Source organism: Pseudomonas sp. NFACC46-3, assembly GCF_900114515.1.
GTDB classification, from domain to species: domain Bacteria; phylum Pseudomonadota; class Gammaproteobacteria; order Pseudomonadales; family Pseudomonadaceae; genus Aquipseudomonas; species Aquipseudomonas fluorescens_Q.
On record NZ_FOTH01000016.1, the window covers coordinates 15,298 to 33,782 of the forward strand.

The 18,485-nt window shown below is 60.8% G+C and carries 15 protein-coding genes; 10 read left to right on the forward strand and 5 right to left on the reverse strand.

Annotated elements, in window-relative coordinates; genetic code table 11:
• The first annotated feature begins 20 nt into the window (after positions 1-20).
• The 7 genes from BM300_RS16820 (at position 21) to BM300_RS16850 (ending at position 10,293) form a co-directional block, all read left to right on the forward strand.
• A complete protein-coding gene (locus BM300_RS16820) occupies positions 21-335 on the forward strand; it encodes an ElaB/YgaM/YqjD family protein (RefSeq protein ID WP_092144801.1) in 315 nt (104 codons plus the stop codon).
• A 2-nt stretch (positions 336-337) separates the two neighbouring features.
• A complete protein-coding gene (locus BM300_RS16825; protein WP_063322302.1) occupies positions 338-727 on the forward strand; it encodes a phage holin family protein in 390 nt (129 codons plus the stop codon).
• The gene (locus BM300_RS16830) at positions 724-1,059 is read left to right on the forward strand and encodes a hypothetical protein (RefSeq protein ID WP_092144803.1); all 336 of its coding nucleotides are present in this window, start codon (positions 724-726) and stop codon (positions 1,057-1,059) included. The genes BM300_RS16825 and BM300_RS16830 overlap by 4 nt, the downstream gene beginning before the upstream one ends.
• Before the next feature lie 198 nt (positions 1,060-1,257).
• Positions 1,258-2,586: a deoxyguanosinetriphosphate triphosphohydrolase gene (locus tag BM300_RS16835; RefSeq protein WP_053183171.1), complete on the forward strand. Its 1,329-nt coding sequence runs from the start codon at positions 1,258-1,260 to the stop codon at positions 2,584-2,586.
• Positions 2,587-2,973: 387 nt separating this feature from the next.
• Positions 2,974-3,600, forward strand: coding sequence for a response regulator transcription factor (locus tag BM300_RS16840; protein WP_003199430.1), 627 nt, complete (start codon positions 2,974-2,976; stop codon positions 3,598-3,600).
• A gap of 10 nt (positions 3,601-3,610) precedes the next feature.
• Positions 3,611-7,231: a transporter substrate-binding domain-containing protein gene (locus tag BM300_RS16845; protein WP_170862066.1), complete on the forward strand. Its 3,621-nt coding sequence runs from the start codon at positions 3,611-3,613 to the stop codon at positions 7,229-7,231.
• A 113-nt stretch (positions 7,232-7,344) separates the two neighbouring features.
• On the forward strand, positions 7,345-10,293 hold the full coding sequence (locus BM300_RS16850) for an HD domain-containing phosphohydrolase (RefSeq protein WP_092463377.1): 2,949 nt from the start codon (positions 7,345-7,347) through the stop codon (positions 10,291-10,293).
• Here BM300_RS16850 and BM300_RS16855 read toward each other — a convergent pair whose 3' ends face one another.
• Both BM300_RS16855 and BM300_RS16860 read right to left on the reverse strand, forming a co-directional pair.
• Positions 10,294-10,776: a GAF domain-containing protein gene (locus BM300_RS16855; protein ID WP_014337288.1), complete on the reverse strand. Its 483-nt coding sequence runs from the start codon at positions 10,774-10,776 to the stop codon at positions 10,294-10,296. It abuts the gene before it with no gap.
• Entirely contained in the window at positions 10,773-11,663 is an 891-nt protein-coding gene (locus BM300_RS16860; RefSeq protein ID WP_092463379.1) for an ATP-binding protein, read from the reverse strand. Before BM300_RS16860 ends, BM300_RS16855 begins: the two co-directional genes overlap by 4 nt.
• 163 nt (positions 11,664-11,826) lie before the next feature.
• On the opposite strand from BM300_RS16860, the gene BM300_RS16865 reads away from it, so the two are divergent.
• On the forward strand, positions 11,827-14,148 hold the full coding sequence (locus BM300_RS16865; protein WP_092463381.1) for a hybrid sensor histidine kinase/response regulator: 2,322 nt from the start codon (positions 11,827-11,829) through the stop codon (positions 14,146-14,148).
• Here BM300_RS16865 and BM300_RS16870 read toward each other — a convergent pair.
• The 3 genes from BM300_RS16870 to msrB form a co-directional block, all read right to left on the reverse strand.
• On the reverse strand, positions 14,132-14,593 hold the full coding sequence (locus BM300_RS16870) for a MarR family winged helix-turn-helix transcriptional regulator (RefSeq protein ID WP_092144813.1): 462 nt from the start codon (positions 14,591-14,593) through the stop codon (positions 14,132-14,134). The two genes, BM300_RS16865 and BM300_RS16870, sit on opposite strands and share 17 nt — an antisense overlap.
• Complete coding sequence (locus BM300_RS16875) at positions 14,590-15,075, reverse strand: glutathione peroxidase (RefSeq protein WP_092144815.1); 486 nt, start codon at positions 15,073-15,075, stop codon at positions 14,590-14,592. Before BM300_RS16875 ends, BM300_RS16870 begins: the two co-directional genes overlap by 4 nt.
• A gap of 244 nt (positions 15,076-15,319) precedes the next feature.
• Positions 15,320-15,712 (reverse strand): peptide-methionine (R)-S-oxide reductase MsrB, encoded by a 393-nt coding sequence (msrB, locus tag BM300_RS16880; RefSeq protein WP_092144817.1) that lies wholly within the window; start codon positions 15,710-15,712, stop codon positions 15,320-15,322.
• A gap of 220 nt (positions 15,713-15,932) precedes the next feature.
• Between msrB and BM300_RS16885 the strand changes: the two genes are divergently transcribed.
• Both BM300_RS16885 and htpX read left to right on the forward strand, forming a co-directional pair.
• Complete coding sequence (locus BM300_RS16885) at positions 15,933-17,144, forward strand: pyridoxal phosphate-dependent aminotransferase (protein WP_003199412.1); 1,212 nt, start codon at positions 15,933-15,935, stop codon at positions 17,142-17,144.
• 302 nt (positions 17,145-17,446) lie between these two features.
• Positions 17,447-18,334, forward strand: coding sequence for a protease HtpX (gene htpX / locus BM300_RS16890; protein ID WP_003199411.1), 888 nt, complete (start codon positions 17,447-17,449; stop codon positions 18,332-18,334).
• The last annotated feature ends 151 nt before the right edge of the window (positions 18,335-18,485 follow it).

Here is an 18,485-nt window from a genome sequence, read left to right on the forward strand (position 1 = left end):
TCACTTACGGAGATTCACCGATGACCAGACCCCAGGCAAAGACTGCTCAAGAAACCCTGATGGAAGATTTCCAGACGCTGGTCAGCGACACGGAGCGGTTGCTCGATCACACCGCGACGCTGGCAGGCGATCAAGCCGATGCACTGCGCAGCCAGATTCACGAAACCCTCCTGCGCGCCCGCGAAACGCTCAAGCTGACGGAAGATTCCATGCGCGAACGCGGCCAGGCTGCGGTGGTCGCCACCGAGGAATATGTACAGGCCAACCCTTGGCAATCCGTAGGCATTGCGGCAGGCGTTGGCTTTCTGATTGGTCTGCTGGCGACACGGCGCTGATGATGGGTATCGACGAATCCGGCTCGTCCGAAGCGGGCACAAAAACTACAGCACGCCGCCTGGGCGCGGCGTTCCTTGGCTTGCTGCATAGCCACGTCGAATTGTTCGGCATGGAGCTGCAGGAACAGAAGGCACGCACTGTCAGTCTCCTGCTGTTCGCCGGCCTTGCGCTGGTGTTCGGCCTGCTGCTGTTGGTCGGGCTTTCGGCGCTGGTACTGATCCTGGTATGGGACACCTATCGTCTGGCCGGCATTATCGGCCTGTGCCTGTTTTATCTGCTGGCGGCGCTGTTCTGCGGGCTTCGGCTCAAGGCGGCGATCTACGACGAGTCCTCTCCTTTCCACGCCACCCTCGAAGAACTGGCCAATGATCGGGAGCGCCTGTTGCCATGAGCCTGCCTGATATTCCTCAAGCCCGGACACGACAGGAAATGCGCAAGGCGCTGGTGCGTCTGCGCATGGAAATGCACCGCCAGGAAATCCGCCAGGAAACACGCCAGTTGCTGCAGCCCTTGCACCGGGCACGCGGCTTGACGCAAAGCTGGCACGAAGGCTTCGGCATCAAGCACGCGCCACTGTGGGGTGTGGCGGCGGTGTCCCTGCTCGGTTTCATCACCGGAAAACGAACCCGCAATGGTGGTGGCGGTGGCTTGACGGGCCTGATCCGCCTGGCAACGACATTGCTGCCGTTGATCAAGCTGGCCAAAGATATGCGCAAACCCTGAGGCCCCAGTGGCGAGGGAGCTTGCTCCCGCTTGAGTGCGAAGCACTCACAAAAATGGGCCTGCTTCGCAGTCCAGCGGGAGCAAGCTCCCTCGCCACACAGGGTTGTGTATCCAGTCTGTGCAGGCCTATAAGCCTTGCAGGGCAGCCCACGAACCGGGAAGCTAGGACACCGACACCATCAAACGGAGCAACCGGCCTTGGATTGGCACACCCTGCTGACTCGCGAACGCCTCGGAAAACCGCTGCACAGTCCGCAAGAACTGGGCCGCAGTCCTTTCCACAAGGACCACGACCGCATCATCTTTTCCGGCGCCTTCCGCCGCCTCGGACGCAAGACGCAAGTGCATCCGGTCTCCAGCAACGACCACATCCATACGCGCCTGACCCATTCCCTGGAAGTCAGCTGCGTCGGGCGTTCCCTGGGCATGCGCGTGGGGGAAACCATCCGCAATGCCCTGCCTGACTGGTGCGAGCCAAGCGACCTGGGCATGGTGGTGCAATCGGCCTGCCTGGCCCACGACATTGGCAACCCGCCGTTCGGTCACTCCGGCGAGGATGCTATCCGCTATTGGTTCCAGCAGGCTGCCGGCCGTGGTTGGCTCGATGCAATGAGCGAAGCCGAGCGCAACGACTTCCTCAACTTCGAAGGTAACGCCCAGGGATTCCGCGTCCTCACCCAACTTGAATACCATCAGTTCGACGGCGGAACGCGGCTGACCTATGCCACCCTCGGCACCTATTTGAAATACCCCTGGACTGCCCGCCACGCGGACTCGCTGGGCTACAAGAAGCACAAGTTCGGTTGCTACCAGAGCGAACTGCCACTGTTGGAGCAGATTGCCCACAAACTCGGTTTGCCACAGATCGAGGATCAACGCTGGGCACGGCATCCCTTGGTGTACCTGATGGAAGCCGCCGATGACATCTGCTACGCGCTGATCGACCTGGAAGACGGCGTGGAGATGGATCTCCTGGAATACCCCCAGGTGGAATCGCTGCTCCTGGACCTGGTGGGCGATGATCTTCCGGACACTTACCGGCAGCTGGGGCCACTGGACTCGCGGCGACGCAAACTGGCGATCCTGCGGGGCAAGGCCATCGAACACCTGACCAACGCCGCCGCCCGGGCGTTTGTCGAACAGCAGGAAGCCTTGCTTGCCGGCACATTGCCAGGAGATCTCGTGGAGCATATGCACGGCCCGGCAAAACGCTGCGTGTTGAATGCCAAGGACATGGCGCGCCGGAAAATTTTCCAGGACAAGCGCAAGACCCTGCATGAAATCGGCGCCTACACCACGCTGGAAATCCTGCTCAACGGATTTTGCGGAGCGGCCCTTGAACAGCATGGGGGCCGCACGCCTTCGTTCAAGAATCGCCGCATTCTCGACCTGCTGGGGAACAATGCGCCGGATCCCAATGGACCTTTGCATGGCGCGTTCCTGCGAATGATCGACTTCATTGCCGGCATGACCGACAGCTACGCCAGCGAAATGGCCCAGGAAATGACCGGCCGCACGCGCCAATAAAAGGCACCCTTTGCAGCACCTCGAAAAAAGTGGGAGCGAGCTTGCTCGCTCCCACAGGGGATTGGCGGTGAATGTGAATTCTGTAGCGCTGTGCCACAGGGAGTTTGAAGTAGATAAATAATGTATGGCTTACACACACCTCGATTAAAAACGCTTCCTTTGTTTGCACAACCAACACAATCAAAGAAATATCCCTTCACACACTGCCAACTCCTCCCATCTCTTTTTGCCATCCACCTACTAAAAAACCGATTACATCGTAATATCTTGCCTCTTTTTTTGTAGGAAACTTCTGAAATTGAAGTTGCATGCCCGTCTCTTCGTACGGCCCTGGTTGTAAGTGGGCTAAGGTGCGCGCTTTATTCAAGTTCGCAGGGTAATTTATTCATGAACTCCGTTTTCATTGTCGACGACCATCCGGTCATCCGCCTCGCTGTTCGCATGCTTCTGGAGCATGAGGGCTATAAGGTCGTGGGAGAAACTGACAACGGCGTCGATGCGATGCAAATGGTGCGCGAATGCATGCCAGACTTGGTTATCCTGGACATCAGCATTCCCAAACTCGACGGGCTGGAAATCCTCTCTCGCTTCAACGCTATGACCACTCCGCTCAAGACGCTGGTGCTCACGGCCCAGTCGCCGACGCTCTTCGGCATTCGATGCATGCAGTCCGGTGCCTCTGGTTACGTTTGTAAACAGGAAGACCTCAGCGAACTTGTCAGCGCAATCAAAGCAGTATTGTCCGGCTATAACTACTTTCCCAGCCAGGCGCTGAATCCGGTACGCCCGGATGACCCACGCAGTATCGAGCTGGACCTTTTCAAAAGTGTCAATGATCGGGAACTGATGGTGCTGCAACTATTTGCCCAGGGTCGTACCAACAAGGAAATAGCCAAAGGAATGTTTCTAAGCAATAAGACCGTCAGTACTTATAAGAAACGGCTGATGCAGAAGCTCAAGGTCAAGTCGTTGGTCGATCTGATTGAAATGGCGAAGCGCAACGCGCTGGTGTGAGAAAAACAGGATGCTCAGACGCATAACCGAATGTCTCCTGCTGATCAGCGCAGCGTTTTATACAGGAATGCTCACGGCGGCAGCGAATGCGCCCGAGCAATATACCCTGCTGGGCCGCTCGTCCATGGCCCATACCGAGGTCAAGCTGGATGATGTTCACCGCGCCTGGCTACAGGATCGGCAAGCGCTGGTCCTGGGAACTTCCGCCCCGGATTACCCGCCCTTCGATCTTTCCACCAGCGGACGCGACTACGAAGGCCTGACGGCTGATTACGCCGACATCATCGCCAAGGCCGTCGACCTGCCCATAACAGTCCTGCGCTTCGATTCCCGCGAGGCGGCCATGGCCGCACTCAAGGACGGGCAAATCGATATGCTTGGCACCGCCAACGGTTTCGAGGCGCGCAACCCCGACATTGTGCTGTCGACGCCGTACGCAGTGGACCAACCCGTTCTCGTCACCCGAACGAATGAAAGCCGATCCCTGACTGAGGATCTCGAGGGGTTGCGGCTGAGCATGGTTTATCACTACCTGCCGCTACGGGAAATTGAAAAACTCTACCCCAAGGCACTCATTACCACCTACCCGTCCTACCAGAACGCCATCAATGCCGTCGCCTTCGGTCAGGCCGATGTATTTCTCGGCGATACCCTTTCCACCCACTACATGATCAACAAGGGCTACTTGAGCAATATCCGCATGGCCAGCTTCGGCAAACACGAATCCCATGGGTTCGGTTTCGCCGTACGGCGTAGCGACACCCGCTTGCTGGAAGTCATCAACGCTACGCTGAGCCAGGTTTCCATTGCCGAGCAAGCCGCCATCTCCAAGCGCTGGAGTGCAGGCAGCGACCTGTATCTCACGGACCACAGGATACAACTGACCGACCGCGAGCAACGCTGGCTGGCGAGGCATCCGGTGGTCCGGGTGGTGGTGAACGAAACCTCCGCGCCCTTCACCTTCTTCGATGCGGAGGGGGACTTTCGCGGTATCAGTGCCGACCTGCTGGAACTGATCCGGCTGCGCACCGGCCTGCGCCTGGACATCCAGCGCCGCCAGAACGACAGCGAAATGATTGCTGCGGTCCTCAACGATCAAGCCGACATGATCGCCGCACTTTTGCCCAGCAGTGAACGACAACTCCAGTTGAAGTTCAGCCGCCCCTACGTCGATAGCTCGTTCGTCCTGCTGACCCGCAAACAGTCCGACACGCCCACGACACTCGATCAGTTAGGCCACGCCAGCCTGGCAATCGCCAAAGGCAATCCGGTCATCGGATGGCTACGCAGCCAGTACCCGAACCTTCAAATCATCGAAACGGACGGCCCCTTGCGCGCCGTGGAAATGCTCGCCCATGGCCAGGTCGACGGCAGCGTGAACTCGCAGGTGATGGCCAACTACTTCATCTCCTCCTATGCGTGGCGCGACAGGTTGCAAATCAGCAGCACGGTGGGCACCCAACAGGCCATGTTCGCGCTGGCCACGGCAAAAAACGCCACAGAGTTGAACGCCATCCTCGACAAGGCCCTGACCAGCATCGACCCTGACGAACTGGGCGTCATCAACAACCGCTGGCGCGGTTACGTCTCGCCCTCGGAACACACCTGGCGCACCTACAACCGCCTGTTCCTCCAGGTCGTCGTGGGCGTTGGCCTGTTGTTACTGTTTTCCCTGGCGTGGAACGCCTACATGCAGCGCCAGATCAGGCAACGCCAACGGGCGGAACTGGCCCTCAATGATCAACTCGAATTCATGCATTCACTGCTCAACGGCACCCCCCATCCCATCTACGTGAGGGATCGCAACGGCATCCTGCAAAGCTGCAACGACAGCTACCTGCAAACGTTCGACGTCAAACGCGAAGACGTCATCGGCAAGAGCCTGATGCCAGGATCCATGAGCAACGCCTTCGAAGCGCAGGAGTACCAGGCGGACTACCAACGCGTCATGGCCGAAGGCACCGCCCTGATCGTCGACCGGCCCCTGCACATCGGGGACAGGCAACTGACGATCTATCACTGGATCCTCCCCTACCGAAACTCCGCCGCCGAAGTGCAAGGCATCATCGGCGGCTGGATCGACATCAGTGAGCGGCGCCAGCTGTTCGAGGAGCTGCGCGCGTCCAAGCAACGGGCCGATGACGCGAACCGCGCCAAAAGCACGTTCCTGGCAACCATGAGCCATGAAATCCGCACCCCCATGAACGCGGTGATCGGCATGCTTGAGCTGGCCCTGAAACAGGCCGATAAGGGCCGTGTAGACCGTTCGACCATCGAAGTCGCGTACGAGTCGGCCTCCGGCATGCTCGAACTGATAGGCGATATTCTGGACATCGCCCGTATCGAATCCGGTCATCTGAGCCTGGCCCCCGAACGCGTCAATCTCAGGGTCTTGCTGCAATCGGTCATTCGGGTATTCGAGGGCGTGGCCCGGCAGAAAAACCTGGCGTTGTCCCTGCAGTTCGACGCCGCCAAGGGCAGCCCTGACGTGTTGATGGACCCGTTGCGGTTCAAACAGGTGCTGTCGAACCTGATCAGCAATGCCCTCAAATTTACCGAGCAGGGCCAGGTAGTGATCAAGGTCCGGCTGTCTCCAACCGACCGGGACGACGTCCTGCAAATGCACCTGGAGGTCAACGACAGCGGCATCGGTATTGCTCCGGCGGACCTGCAACGTTTGTTCGAGCCGTTTGCCCAGGTCGATAACACCAGCCGGATGGCCCGCAACGGTGCGGGGTTGGGACTGGTGATCAGTCGTAACCTGTGCCGGATGATGGGCGGCAGCCTGCACATGAACAGCCAACCCGGCACCGGCACCCAGGTCCAGGTCTGCCTGCAGCTGACCGTCCTGGCGACGGCGCCGGTTCGCCCCCCACCTGAACCGGTCATCGAAACGGCCCAGGCCCCCCTGAACGTCCTGATCGTGGACGATCATCCCGCCAACCGCCTGCTGATGTCGCAGCAACTGGAATACCTGGGCCATCACTACCAGGTCGCCCATGATGGTGCCCACGGGCTTGAGGTCTGGCAAAAGAACCACTTCGATCTGGTCATCGCCGATTGCAACATGCCCATCATGAGCGGCTACGAACTGGCCCGGTCGATTCGTCGCGATGAATCCGAGCAGCAACGACCGCCCTGCACCCTACTGGGGTTCACTGCCAATGCCCAACCGGAGGAAAAACAACGCTGCCAGGACGCTGGGATGGACGACTGCCTGTTCAAGCCAATCAGCCTGAGCGCCTTGAGCCAATGGATCAAGGCAGTCAAACCCGTCAGTTGCCCGGCAGCTTTCAGCATACAAAGCCTGCAGGCGTTGACCGGCGGCGACCCGTCGTCCAACCGACGGCTGCTGGCCGAATTGCTCAGCAGCAGCCGCTCGGACCGCCAGGAGTTGCTCGACATCGCCCACAGCGCAAACCGGTCAGCACTGGCCGAAATAGCGCACAAGATAAAAGGCGTCGCCCGCATCGTCCAGGCGACCTCACTGATCCAGCGGTGCGAGGCGCTGGAACACGCTTGTCACCAGGCGCAAGCGCCCAGGCGAATCAGCGATTGCATCGACGCCCTCGACCGAGCCATGAGCGAACTGGAGCGGGCCCTCGAAACGGAGATCGCCAAGGCAAAATAATCCAGCGTTTACTATGCTATTCGCTCAGCAGTGCGTACCTGGGGGTTCTCGATCGGTTTCCCTGCACGCGGGAACACCATCGAGAACGCCCCCTGACACTTGGAGTGACTGCAATGCCCAGCGCACCGCGTCCGGAAAAACGCCGGTTCCCCCTGCACGTTCACATCAGCGTGATGTTTACCCTGCTTCTGTTGCTGACCGGGGTGGTGCTGGGGATTTTCAATTACCGGCAAACCACGCAAATCATCCTGTCCAGCAGTGAGAAACTGTTCAACCGTATTGAACAGGATGTGCGCCTGGATCTGTACGACACCTACGAACCCATCCGCCACCTGTTGAGGCTGTTGGCCGACTACCCGGCGACGCGCACTCCCCAGATGGCGCAACGCCTGGCCCTGCTCGTGCCCTTCAGCCAGGCACTGCGGGACAACCCAAACCTGGCATCGTTGTACCTGGGCGATCATCAGGGCAACTTCATGATGGTCCGGCCATTGCGCACCGCGGCCCTGAAAGTCGCCCTGCAGGCACCGGCCGAGGCGGTCTACCAAGTCTGGACCGTGGAGCGGGCAACCGAGCAAGGCCCGGTTCACTCCCAGTCGCTGTTCTACGACGAGACGCTGACGCTCATCGGGCGCCGGGACATTGCCGACGAAACCTACGACCCCCGCAGCCGCAGCTGGTTTCGCAGCGCCGCCGGCAGCACCGAGCAGATCACCACCGAGCCCTACGTTTTTTTCTCCACCCATAACGTCGGCACCACCCTCGCCCTGCGCAGTGGCGAGCAGGCTGTCATCGGCGCCGACCTGACCCTGGCGGCCCTGTCCCAGACCCTGGCCAAACACAAGGTGACCACCGGCACCGAAGTCGTCTTGCTCGATCCCAGGGGCAACGCAGTGGGTTATCCCGACAACAGCCGGCTGCTCGCCGATGCCCAGTCGGCACGCCTGATCAAGGCCCGAGACCTCAGCCTGGCCATCGCCGCTGCGCTCGACGACAACACCGATGCCACGCGCCTGGAAGCGGATGGACGCCAGTGGATCGTTTCTCGCAGCCACATGCAGGAAGGCGGGCCCCAGGGCCTGGAACTGGCGCTGCTGGTCCCTGAAGATGAGCTGCTGGACAATGCCTATCGCATGCGCTGGCAAGGCGCGCTCATCACCCTCGCCACGCTGCTGCTGTGCCTGCCCCTGGGTTGGCTGACGTCCAGGATCCTGGTCAAGCCTTTGCGCGAACTGGTGCAGGAGGCCGATGCCATTCGCAGCTTTGACTTCAACTACCCGGTGTCCCGTCGCTCCCCGGTGCTGGAAGTCGATCAGTTGAGCGTGTCGATGGCGCGCATGAAAGAGACCCTGGCGAGTTTCTTTGAAATCACCGCCAGCCTGCGCGCCGAAACCCGCTTCGCCCCGTTGCTGGAACGGGTGTTGTTTGAAACCGTAAAAATCGGCCAGGCCCAGGCAGGCCTGATCTACTTGCGCGAGAACGACGACAACCGGGTCAAGCCGTATGGGCTGGTCATCAATGGAACACCCAGGGATCTCGAGGCCTTCAAGTTACGCAGTCATGAGCTCCAGGCTGGCGACAGCCCGCAATGGCTCCAGCAACTGGCCACCTCGGACAACCTCGTGGCCTCCCTGGGCTTCGAACAGGCGGCCGATCTGCAGAGCGTCCTGCGGGAGCTGGACTCGCCGCGCGTCCATCTGATCGGTATTCGCCTTCGCAATCGGCACCAGGAAACCGTCGGCGTCCTGGTACTGCTGATCACCGACAGCGGCACCGAAGCCGACCTGGAAAAACTGCAGCCCGACCGCATCGCCTTCCTGCAGGCCGTGTCCGGTGCCGCCGCCGTGAGCATCGAGGGTCAGCGCCTGCAAGCCAGGCAAAAGCAGTTGCTGGACGCCTTCATCCAGTTGCTGGCCGGCGCGATCGATGCCAAGAGTCCCTACACGGGCGGCCATTGCCAGCGGGTGCCGGTCCTGACCCTGATGCTCGCCCAGGCGGCCGCTGCCAGCCAGGTACCGGCATTCGAAACCTATCGGCCCACCGAGGACGAATGGGAAGCCCTGCACATCGCCGCCTGGCTGCACGATTGCGGCAAGGTCACCACCCCCGAATATGTGGTCGACAAGGCCACCAAGCTGGAAACCCTGAACGACCGGATCCACGAGATACGCACCCGCTTCGAGGTGCTCAAGCGCGACGCCTGGGTCGATTATTGGCAGGCCGTGGCAAGCGGCGGCGAGCCGTCATCCCTGGCGCAACAGCGCGACGCGACATTGACGGCCCTGGATGACGACTTTGCCTTCGTCGCCCGCTGCAACCTGGGCTCCGAAGCCATGGCCGAAGCCGATCTGCAGCGCCTGCGACACATCGCGCAACGCCCGTGGACCCGAACCCTCGATGATCGCCTGGGGGTTTCCTGGGAAGAAAACCGGCGCCAGGCCCGCACGCCCAAGCCGACACTACCGGTCACTGAGCCACTGTTGGCAGACAAGCCCGAGCACCTGCTCGAACACCACGAAGCCGAACTGATCCCGGCGGAAAATCCGTGGGGCTTCCAGCTCGACGTACCGGCCTGGAAATACAACCGCGGCGAGCTCTACAACCTGAGCATCACGCGAGGCACGCTAACCCGCGAGGAGCGCTACGTCATCAACCATCACATGGTGCAGACGATCCTGATGCTCAGCCAGTTACCCTTTCCCAGCCACTTGGACAACGTGGCGGAGATCGCTGGCGGTCATCACGAGAAGATGGATGGCAGCGGTTATCCCAAGCGTCTCAAACGCGAAGAGATGAGCCTGCCGGCGCGCATGATGGCCATTGCCGACATTTTCGAAGCGCTGACGGCAGCCGACCGCCCCTACAAGAAAGCGAAGAAACTGAGCGAAGCCCTGGGCATCATGGCCACCATGTGCCGTGACGCCCATATCGATCCCGAGCTGTTCGGGCTGTTCATCGATGAAAAGATCTACCTGAGCTACGCCAACCAGTTCCTCGACCCGCACCAGATCGATGAAATCGATCCCCACGGCCTGCTGGTCAAGGCAGGGTTGAAGGTATGATCAGCAATCCGTCAGGCGCAGGAATATCGCGGCCAACTGCTCGATGCCGGCTTGATCATGCTCGGTAAAACGCGCCAGTTTCGGACTGTCCAGGTCGAGCACGCCGATCAGGCGCCCGTCCTTGACCAGCGGCACCACCAGTTCGCTGTTCGACGCGCTGTCGCAGGCGATGTGCCCGGCGAAGGCATGGACGTCTTCGACGCGCTGGGTCTGCCGGGTCGCGGCCGCCGTACCGCACACGCCGCGGCCAAAGGGGATCCGCACGCAGGCGATCTGGCCCTGGAACGGTCCCAGGACCAGCTCTTCGTTGCGATTGAGGTAAAAACCGGCCCAGTTCAGGTCGTCCAGCTGACTGGACAGGAAAGCCGAGAACTGCGCGGCGTTGGCGATGAAGTCACGCTCATCGGCCAGCAAGGATTCCAGTTGTGCCGATAACAACGCGTAGCCGTCAAGGCCGACTCCGGTGCCCTTCAAATCGATCATGCCTTGTGCTCCAACAATTTCAGGCCTACCCAATAGCGGGCAAACTGATAAGCGCAACGTCCGTTGCGATTGCCGCGACCGGTCGCCCAGCGCACCGCCAGTACATCCAGCGCTTCGTCGCGCTGCCAGGCCAGCTCAGCCTTGGCTGCCAATTCGCCGATCCAGTGCTCCACCACGTTAAGGAAATGCTCCTGGGTAAACGGATAAAACGACAGCCACAGGCCAAAGCGGTCGGACAAGGCGATCTTGTCCTCTACCGCTTCGCTGGGATGAAGTTCGCCGTCGACCCGTTTCCAGTTCTCGTTGTCGCTTTCCTTCTCCGGTACCAAGTGACGACGGTTGGAAGTGGCATACAGCAACACGTTGTCCGGCGCCTGCTCCAGGGATCCATCCAACACGCTCTTGAGCACGCGGTAATCGCCTTCACCGGATTCGAACGACAAGTCATCGCAGAACAACACGAAGCGCTGGGGCAGTTTCGCAACCTGCTCCACCACCCGAGGCAGATCGGCCAGGTGGTCGCGTTCGATCTCGATCAAGCGCAGGCCATGCGGGGCATGTTCAGCCAACAGGGCGCGCACCAGGGACGACTTGCCGGTGCCACGCGAGCCCCAGAGCAAGGCATGGTTGGCAGGCATGCCATCGATGAACTGCCGGGTGTTGCGGCCCAGTTGTTCGACCTGGCGGTCCACGCCGATCAGGTCAGACAGGCGCATGTCGAGGCTGACCTGCAGCGGCAGCAGGTAGCCGCTACGGCCGTCACGCTGCCAGCGGGCGGCCAGGGTCTGGGTCCAATCGATGGTGGGCCGGGGCGCCGGCAGCAAAGGCTCGATCCGGGCCAGCACGGCATCGGCACGCTCAAGAAAAGCATTCAATCGCGAGTCCACGTCTTCTCCTCGGACAGGTTCACAGTAATGATGGCGCTCGAGCTACGAAACGTCGTATCCAATGGCGGGTCTACTTCACACAATACACACCGGCTGCACCGGTACTCAGAGATGATCAGCTATGCTTGACCGGCGAAGGGAAACGTAAGTGGTTCATCACTCAATGGACATCAGATTCACCCAACGGCTTTCCTACAAGCAGGCCCGCCTGACCGTCCTGGTGGGCTTCGTGTTGGGCACCTTGCTCAGTCTGATGCAGATCGGCATCGATTATGCCAGCGAAGACGCGTCGATCAACCGTGAAATCCTCTCGCTGCTGGAAATCAGCCACAACCCGGCCTCGCGTATCGCCTACAACATCGACGCCGAGCTCGCCCAGGAGCTGTCCATGGGCCTGTTGCGCTCACCGGCCATCATTGGGGCCGAGCTGATCGACAACAACAATACCGTGCTCGCCAGCGTCAAGCGGCCCGAGCTGCAAAGCAGCTACCGGTTCATCAGCGACTTTCTGTTCGGCGCCCAGCGTCAGTTCGAGGATCGGCTCTACCTGGATCATTTGCCCAACGAATCCCTGGGCATGCTGCGACTGGACGTCGACACCTATGCGTTCGGCAGTCGTTTCCTGCGCCGTGCCGAGGTCACCTTGCTCAACGGCTTCGCCCGCAGCCTGATCCTGACGGGCCTGCTGCTGGCACTGTTCTACGTGATGCTGACCAAGCCCCTGGTGCGGGTCATCCGCGAACTGAGCAGCCGCGACCCGAGCAGCAACGAACAGAATCACCTGGAATGCCCTGCCGGCCACCAGTCCGATGAAATCGGCGTACTGGTTTCCGTCGCCAACCAGCAGTTCGAAAATATCTCCACCGAAATCCAGCAGCGGCGCACGGCCGAAAATCGCCTCACCGAATACCTCGCGCAATTGGAGAACATCGTCTCGGCACGCACCGCCGAACTCAAGGCCAGCAACGCCCGCCTCAGCCAGTCCAACGAGGAACTGGAAGTGGCCCGGCGCACGGCCCTGGACATGGCCGAGGCCCGCTCTGCGTTCCTCGCCAACATGAGCCACGAGATCCGCACACCGCTCAACGGCCTGCTGGGAATGATCGCCCTGTCCCTGGACGGCCCCCTGACGGCCGAACAACAGCAACAGCTATCGATTGCCCATGACTCGGGCAAGGTATTGGTCGAACTGCTCAACGATATCCTCGACCTGTCGAAATTCGACGCCGGTCAACTGGAACTCGAACGCATCCCGTTCGACCTCGGCTCCCTGGTGGAGGATACGGCCAACCTGCTTTCCCAGAACGCGGCCCCGAGTGTCGAACTGGCCTGCCTGATCAAGCCGCAGTTCCCGGCGCAGGTTCTCGGCGACCCGACCCGGGTGCGTCAGATCGTCAGCAACCTGCTGTCCAATGCACTGAAGTTCACGCGCTTCGGCCGGGTCGACGTGAAGTTGAGTCATTACGACGGCGGCGTGCGCATCGAGGTCTGCGACACGGGCATCGGTATCCCCCAGGAAGCCCAGGCGAGAATCCTGCAGCCGTTCACCCAGGCCGGCGCCGGGATTACCCGCCAGTTCGGTGGCACCGGGCTGGGCCTGGCACTGACCTACAACCTCTGCGAAGCCATGCAGGGCCGGTTGACCATCAGTTCCGAAGCTGGCTTCGGCAGTCAGTTCTGTGCCGACCTGCCCCTGCCCTGCCATCTGCCGGCAACGCCGGTCGAACCGTTGCGCGGCAACGTCGTCGCCATCACCGGCAGCAACAGCGGCCTGGCCGAGTTGCTGGGCATGCTGTTGCCGGGATGGGGCCTGGATTATGTGCAGCGCTCCATCGACGACCGGTTGCTGGGGCTCACACCCGACGTACTGATTACCGACTGCCCGGAATGCCTGTTCAACCTGCGGCCAACCTTTGATGCACCGATCCTGCTGGTGACCGCCTATGGCAGCTTCATGCCCAGCGAAGAAGCCGCCGCCCTCGCCCCGCTGATACAACAGGCCCGGCCGCTGGCGCGCCATGCGCTGTACCAGATTCTGCGGCGCGCCATGCAAAGCGAGGCGACCGTCATCGATGACGCACAGATCGAAGCCCTGGCGCCGTCCAGGCGTGGACGGGTGCTGCTGGTGGAGGACAACCCGGTCAACCAACTGGTGGCCAAGGGGATGTTGGTAAAACTGGGCTGCGAAGTCACCGTCGCAGCCCACGGCGCCGAAGCCCTGAGTCAACTGGAACAGCGGGTGTTCGACCTGGTGTTGATGGACTGCAACATGCCGGTAATGGATGGCTACGAAGCCAGTCGACAGATCCGCCAAAGCGGGCGCTGGTCGGACCTGCCGATTGTCGCCCTGACGGCCAACGCAATGCCCGAGGAACGTGAGCGCTGCCGTGCGGCCGGCATGAACGATTACCTGTCCAAGCCGTTCCGCCGCGAAGAACTGGCGGCAGTGCTGGACCAGTGGGTGCCGACTACGTCAGCGCTTTGATCTGGCCCAACAGGTGATCGAGACCGTCTCGCAATGTTGCGAGGCGGTCCAGGTCGATACCGCTGTCGCACAACAGGCGGGCCTTGAGCGGGCCGACCTGTTCACGCAAGGCTCGTCCGGCAGTCGTCAGGCTCAAGTGCACCTCCCGCTCGTCCCGGGCCGAACGCTGGCGCTGGACCAGGTCCAGCTGTTCCAGGCGCTTGAGCAGCGGCGTCAGCGTCCCGGAATCCAGCAGCAAACGCTCACCCAGCGCCTTGACCGTGGGCTGTAGCGGGGCCGTGTCCTGCCATTCCCACAGCACCAGCATCGCCAGGTATTGCGGATAGGTCAGGCCGAGTTGATCGAGCATTGGCTTGTAGCCACGGATCACTGCACGCGAAGCAGCGTACAGCTTGAAGCACAACTGGCTGTCGAGCTTCAGGGAATCGACTGACAGGTCATTCATTTGAGCAGCGCTTCGATCTCACCGGTCAGGTCCTGGGGCTTGGTGGTCGGGGCAAAACGCTTGACCACTTGGCCGTCCCTGCCGATCAGGAACTTGGTGAAATTCCACTTGATGCCTTTGGACCCCAGCACCCCGGGCGCCCGCTGTTTAAGCTGGACGAACAGGGGATGGGCGTTGGCGCCGTTGACCTCGATTTTCTTGAACAGCGGAAAACTCACACCGAAGTTCAACTCGCAGAACTCGGTAATCGCCCCCTCGTCGCCCGGCTCCTGCTTGCCAAACTGATTGCAGGGAAAGCCCAACACCACCAGGCCCTGGTCCTTGTAGGTCTGCCACAACGCCTCAAGCCCCTTGTATTGCGGAGTGAACCCGCACTGGCTGGCCGTGTTGACCACCAGCACAGCCTTGCCGGCGAAATCGGCGAGGGTCTTTTGCTCCCCCTTGATGGTGGTGCACGGGATGCTCAGCAGATTGTCGCTCATGGCAAGGCTCCAAAACGAATAGGACAGGCGGTGAAGATAGCGAGCGATTCAATTGTGTGCAATTTAATTATCCGAACCCATGGTCTGTGGAGCCCACAGGCTCTTGTGGCGAGGGAGCTTGCTCCCGCTCGGCGGCGCAGCCGTCGTAAACCCGGCTCTGCAAGACCGCGTCATCCCCTATTGGGGCGGCTGCGCCGCCCAGCGGGAGCAAGCTCCCTCGCCACAGGGGGATTGTGAGCAGTGCCTAACGGGGTACGAGATCCAGGCACACCGAGTTGATGCAGTACCGCAAACCCGTGGGCGGCGGGCCGTCGGGGAAGACGTGGCCCAGGTGGGCGTCGCATCTGGCGCAGACCACCTCGGTGCGAATCATGCCGTGGCTGACGTCCCGCACCTCCACCACCGCGCTGCCTTCGATCGGCGCGTAGAAACTTGGCCAGCCACAGCCCGAATCGAATTTGGTCTGCGAATCGAACAACGGCTCGTTGCAGCAGATGCAGTGGTACACGCCGTCGGTCTTTGTGGCGTTGTACTTACCGGAGAATGGCCGTTCGGTGCCCTTCAGCCGACAGACGTTGTACTGCTCCGGGTCGAGCATGGAGTGCCATTCTTCAAGGGTTTTTTCCAACTTTTCCATCGTCCTACCTCGGCAATTGAAAAAGCCCGATCCGACGCTTTTCCGCAGATCGGGCGGCACGTATGATTGCGCCTCGTCAGACGCCAGTCTGGCAGTCACGTCATGCGCATTCAAACGGATTGTGACGCCTATACCGCGTCAGGCCTGGGCACAGACGCAGGATTCCCAGTACGGTGGTTCATACGCCGCCTGGATCGTTCATTTTCGGGAACACATCGCCATGCAGGTCAGCAAATCGAACAAGCTCGCCAACGTCTGCTACGACATTCGCGGCCCGGTGCTCAAGCACGCCAAACGCCTGGAAGAGGAAGGCCATCGCATCCTCAAGCTGAACATCGGTAACCCGGCACCCTTTGGTTTCGAAGCGCCCGATGAAATCCTCCAGGACGTCATCCGCAACCTGCCAACCGCCCAGGGCTACAGCGACTCCAAGGGCCTGTTCAGCGCCCGCAAGGCCGTGATGCAGTACTACCAGCAGAAGCAGGTCGAAGGTGTCGGCATCGAGGACATCTACCTGGGTAACGGCGTGTCCGAGCTGATCGTGATGTCCATGCAGGCCCTGCTCAACAATGGCGACGAAGTGCTGGTGCCGGCGCCGGACTATCCGCTGTGGACCGCTGCCGTGAGCCTGTCCGGTGGCAATCCGGTGCATTACCTGTGCGACGAACAGGCCAACTGGTTTCCCGACCTGGCGGACATCAAGGCCAAGATCACGCCCAATACCAAGGCACTGGTGATCATCAACCCGAACAATCCGACCGGCGCCGTGTATTCCAGGGAAGTACTGCTGGGCATGCTGGAACTGGCCCGCCAACACAACCTGGTGGTGTTTTCCGACGAGATCTACGACAAGATCCTCTACGACGACGCCGTGCACATCTGCACTGCATCCCTGGCACCGGACCTGCTGTGCCTGACCTTCAACGGCCTGTCCAAATCCTATCGGGTAGCGGGTTTCCGATCGGGCTGGGTTGTTATTTCCGGTCCCAAGCATCACGCCCAGAGCTACATCGAAGGCATCGACATGCTGGCCAACATGCGCCTGTGTGCCAACGTGCCGAGCCAGCATGCGATCCAGACGGCGCTGGGCGGCTACCAGAGCATCAACGACCTGGTCCTGCCCCAGGGCCGGCTGCTGGAACAGCGCAATCGAACCTGGGAACTGCTCAACGACATTCCCGGCGTCAGTTGTGTCAAGCCGATGGGCGCGCTGTATGCCTTCCCGCGGATCGACCCGAAGGTCTGCCCGATCCACAACGATGAAAAATTCGTCCTCGACCTGCTGCTGTCCGAGAAGCTGCTGGTGGTCCAGGGCACGGCGTTCAACTGGCCGTGGCCGGATCACTTCCGCGTCGTGACCCTGCCACGGGTCGATGACCTCGACCAGGCCATTGGCCGGATCGGCAACTTCCTCAAGTCCTACCGTCAGTAAGCCAGGCAGCGTGCGAGGCGTCCTCACCTCGCACGCTGTTTGATTCAGCAACATATCCGTTCCGCCGACTCCGTCGGGCCTTCTACACTGGGGATTGGACGGTCAACATGCATCTGGGCTCAACGTTCACGGGGGGCAGGCAGCGCATTTCTTTTCCCTGGTCACTTTCAGAAAAGTCTTTCAAACATTTAGGACGCGTGTAGGACACAGTTTGAAATAGTCGGCGAGTTGAATAGCCTGCGGCGGCACCTTATATACCCCGCATAACGCTACATCTTTAGCACGAGGAGATTTTCACAACCATGATGCGCATCCTGCTGTTCTTGGCCACTAACCTGGCGGTCGTGCTGATTGCCAGCATCACCCTGAGCCTCTTCGGCTTCAACGGGTTCATGGCGGCCAACGGGGTTGATCTCAACCTCAATCAGCTGCTGATTTTCTGTGCGGTGTTCGGTTTCGCCGGTTCCCTGTTCTCGCTGTTCATCTCCAAGTGGATGGCGAAGATGAGCACCAGCACCCAGATCATCAGCCAGCCGCGCACGCGTCACGAACAATGGCTGCTGCAAACTGTCGAGCAACTGTCCCGCGAAGCCGGTATCAAGATGCCGGAAGTCGGGATTTTCCCAGCCTACGAGGCCAACGCCTTCGCCACCGGCTGGAACAAGAACGACGCACTGGTCGCCGTCAGCCAGGGTTTGCTCGAGCGGTTTTCCCCCGATGAAGTCAAGGCCGTGCTGGCCCACGAGATCGGCCACGTCGCCAACGGCGACATGGTGACCCTGGCGTTGATCCAGGGCGTGGTGAACACCTTCGTGATGTTCTTTGCCCGCATCATCGGCAATTTCGTCGACAAGGTGATTTTCAAGAACGAAGAAGGCCAGGGTATCGCCTACTACGTGGCAACCATCTTCGCCGAGCTGGTACTGGGCATCCTCGCCAGCGCCATCGTCATGTGGTTCTCGCGCAAACGCGAGTTCCGCGCCGACGACGCCGGTGCACGCCTGGCCGGCACCAGCGCCATGATCGGCGCCCTGCAGCGCCTGCGCGCCGAGCAAGGCTTGCCGGTGCACATGCCCGACACCCTGAATGCCTTTGGCATCAACGGTGGCATCAAGCAGGGCCTGGCTCGCATGTTCATGAGCCACCCGCCGCTGGAAGAGCGTATCGACGCACTGCGTCGTCGCGGCTGACAGCCGGGGAATCTGTGGCGAGGGAGCTTGCTCCCGCTGGGGCGCGAAGCGCCCCTGGAGCCCGGCGACACGGTGGATCAGGTTAATTGGTGAGCTTGAGAGGGGGCTGCTGCGCAGCCCAGCGGGAGCAAGCTCCCTCGCCACAAAAGCA

Excerpts from the sequence above, each read along its gene's own strand:
- BM300_RS16820 (WP_092144801.1), top strand. The coding sequence starts at position 21 with ATGACCAGACCCCAGGCAAAGACTGCTCAAGAAACCCTGATGGAAGAT.
- BM300_RS16825 (WP_063322302.1), top strand. The coding sequence starts at position 338 with ATGGGTATCGACGAATCCGGCTCGTCCGAAGCGGGCACAAAAACTACA.
- BM300_RS16830 (WP_092144803.1), top strand. The coding sequence starts at position 724 with ATGAGCCTGCCTGATATTCCTCAAGCCCGGACACGACAGGAAATGCGC.
- BM300_RS16840 (WP_003199430.1), top strand. The coding sequence starts at position 2,974 with ATGAACTCCGTTTTCATTGTCGACGACCATCCGGTCATCCGCCTCGCT.
- BM300_RS16845 (WP_170862066.1), top strand. The coding sequence starts at position 3,611 with ATGCTCAGACGCATAACCGAATGTCTCCTGCTGATCAGCGCAGCGTTT.
- BM300_RS16850 (WP_092463377.1), top strand. The coding sequence starts at position 7,345 with ATGCCCAGCGCACCGCGTCCGGAAAAACGCCGGTTCCCCCTGCACGTT.
- BM300_RS16855 (WP_014337288.1), bottom strand. The coding sequence starts at position 10,776 with ATGATCGATTTGAAGGGCACCGGAGTCGGCCTTGACGGCTACGCGTTG.
- BM300_RS16865 (WP_092463381.1), top strand. The coding sequence starts at position 11,827 with ATGGACATCAGATTCACCCAACGGCTTTCCTACAAGCAGGCCCGCCTG.
- BM300_RS16870 (WP_092144813.1), bottom strand. The coding sequence starts at position 14,593 with ATGAATGACCTGTCAGTCGATTCCCTGAAGCTCGACAGCCAGTTGTGC.
- BM300_RS16875 (WP_092144815.1), bottom strand. The coding sequence starts at position 15,075 with ATGAGCGACAATCTGCTGAGCATCCCGTGCACCACCATCAAGGGGGAG.
- msrB (WP_092144817.1), bottom strand. The coding sequence starts at position 15,712 with ATGGAAAAGTTGGAAAAAACCCTTGAAGAATGGCACTCCATGCTCGAC.
- BM300_RS16885 (WP_003199412.1), top strand. The coding sequence starts at position 15,933 with ATGCAGGTCAGCAAATCGAACAAGCTCGCCAACGTCTGCTACGACATT.
- htpX (WP_003199411.1), top strand. The coding sequence starts at position 17,447 with ATGATGCGCATCCTGCTGTTCTTGGCCACTAACCTGGCGGTCGTGCTG.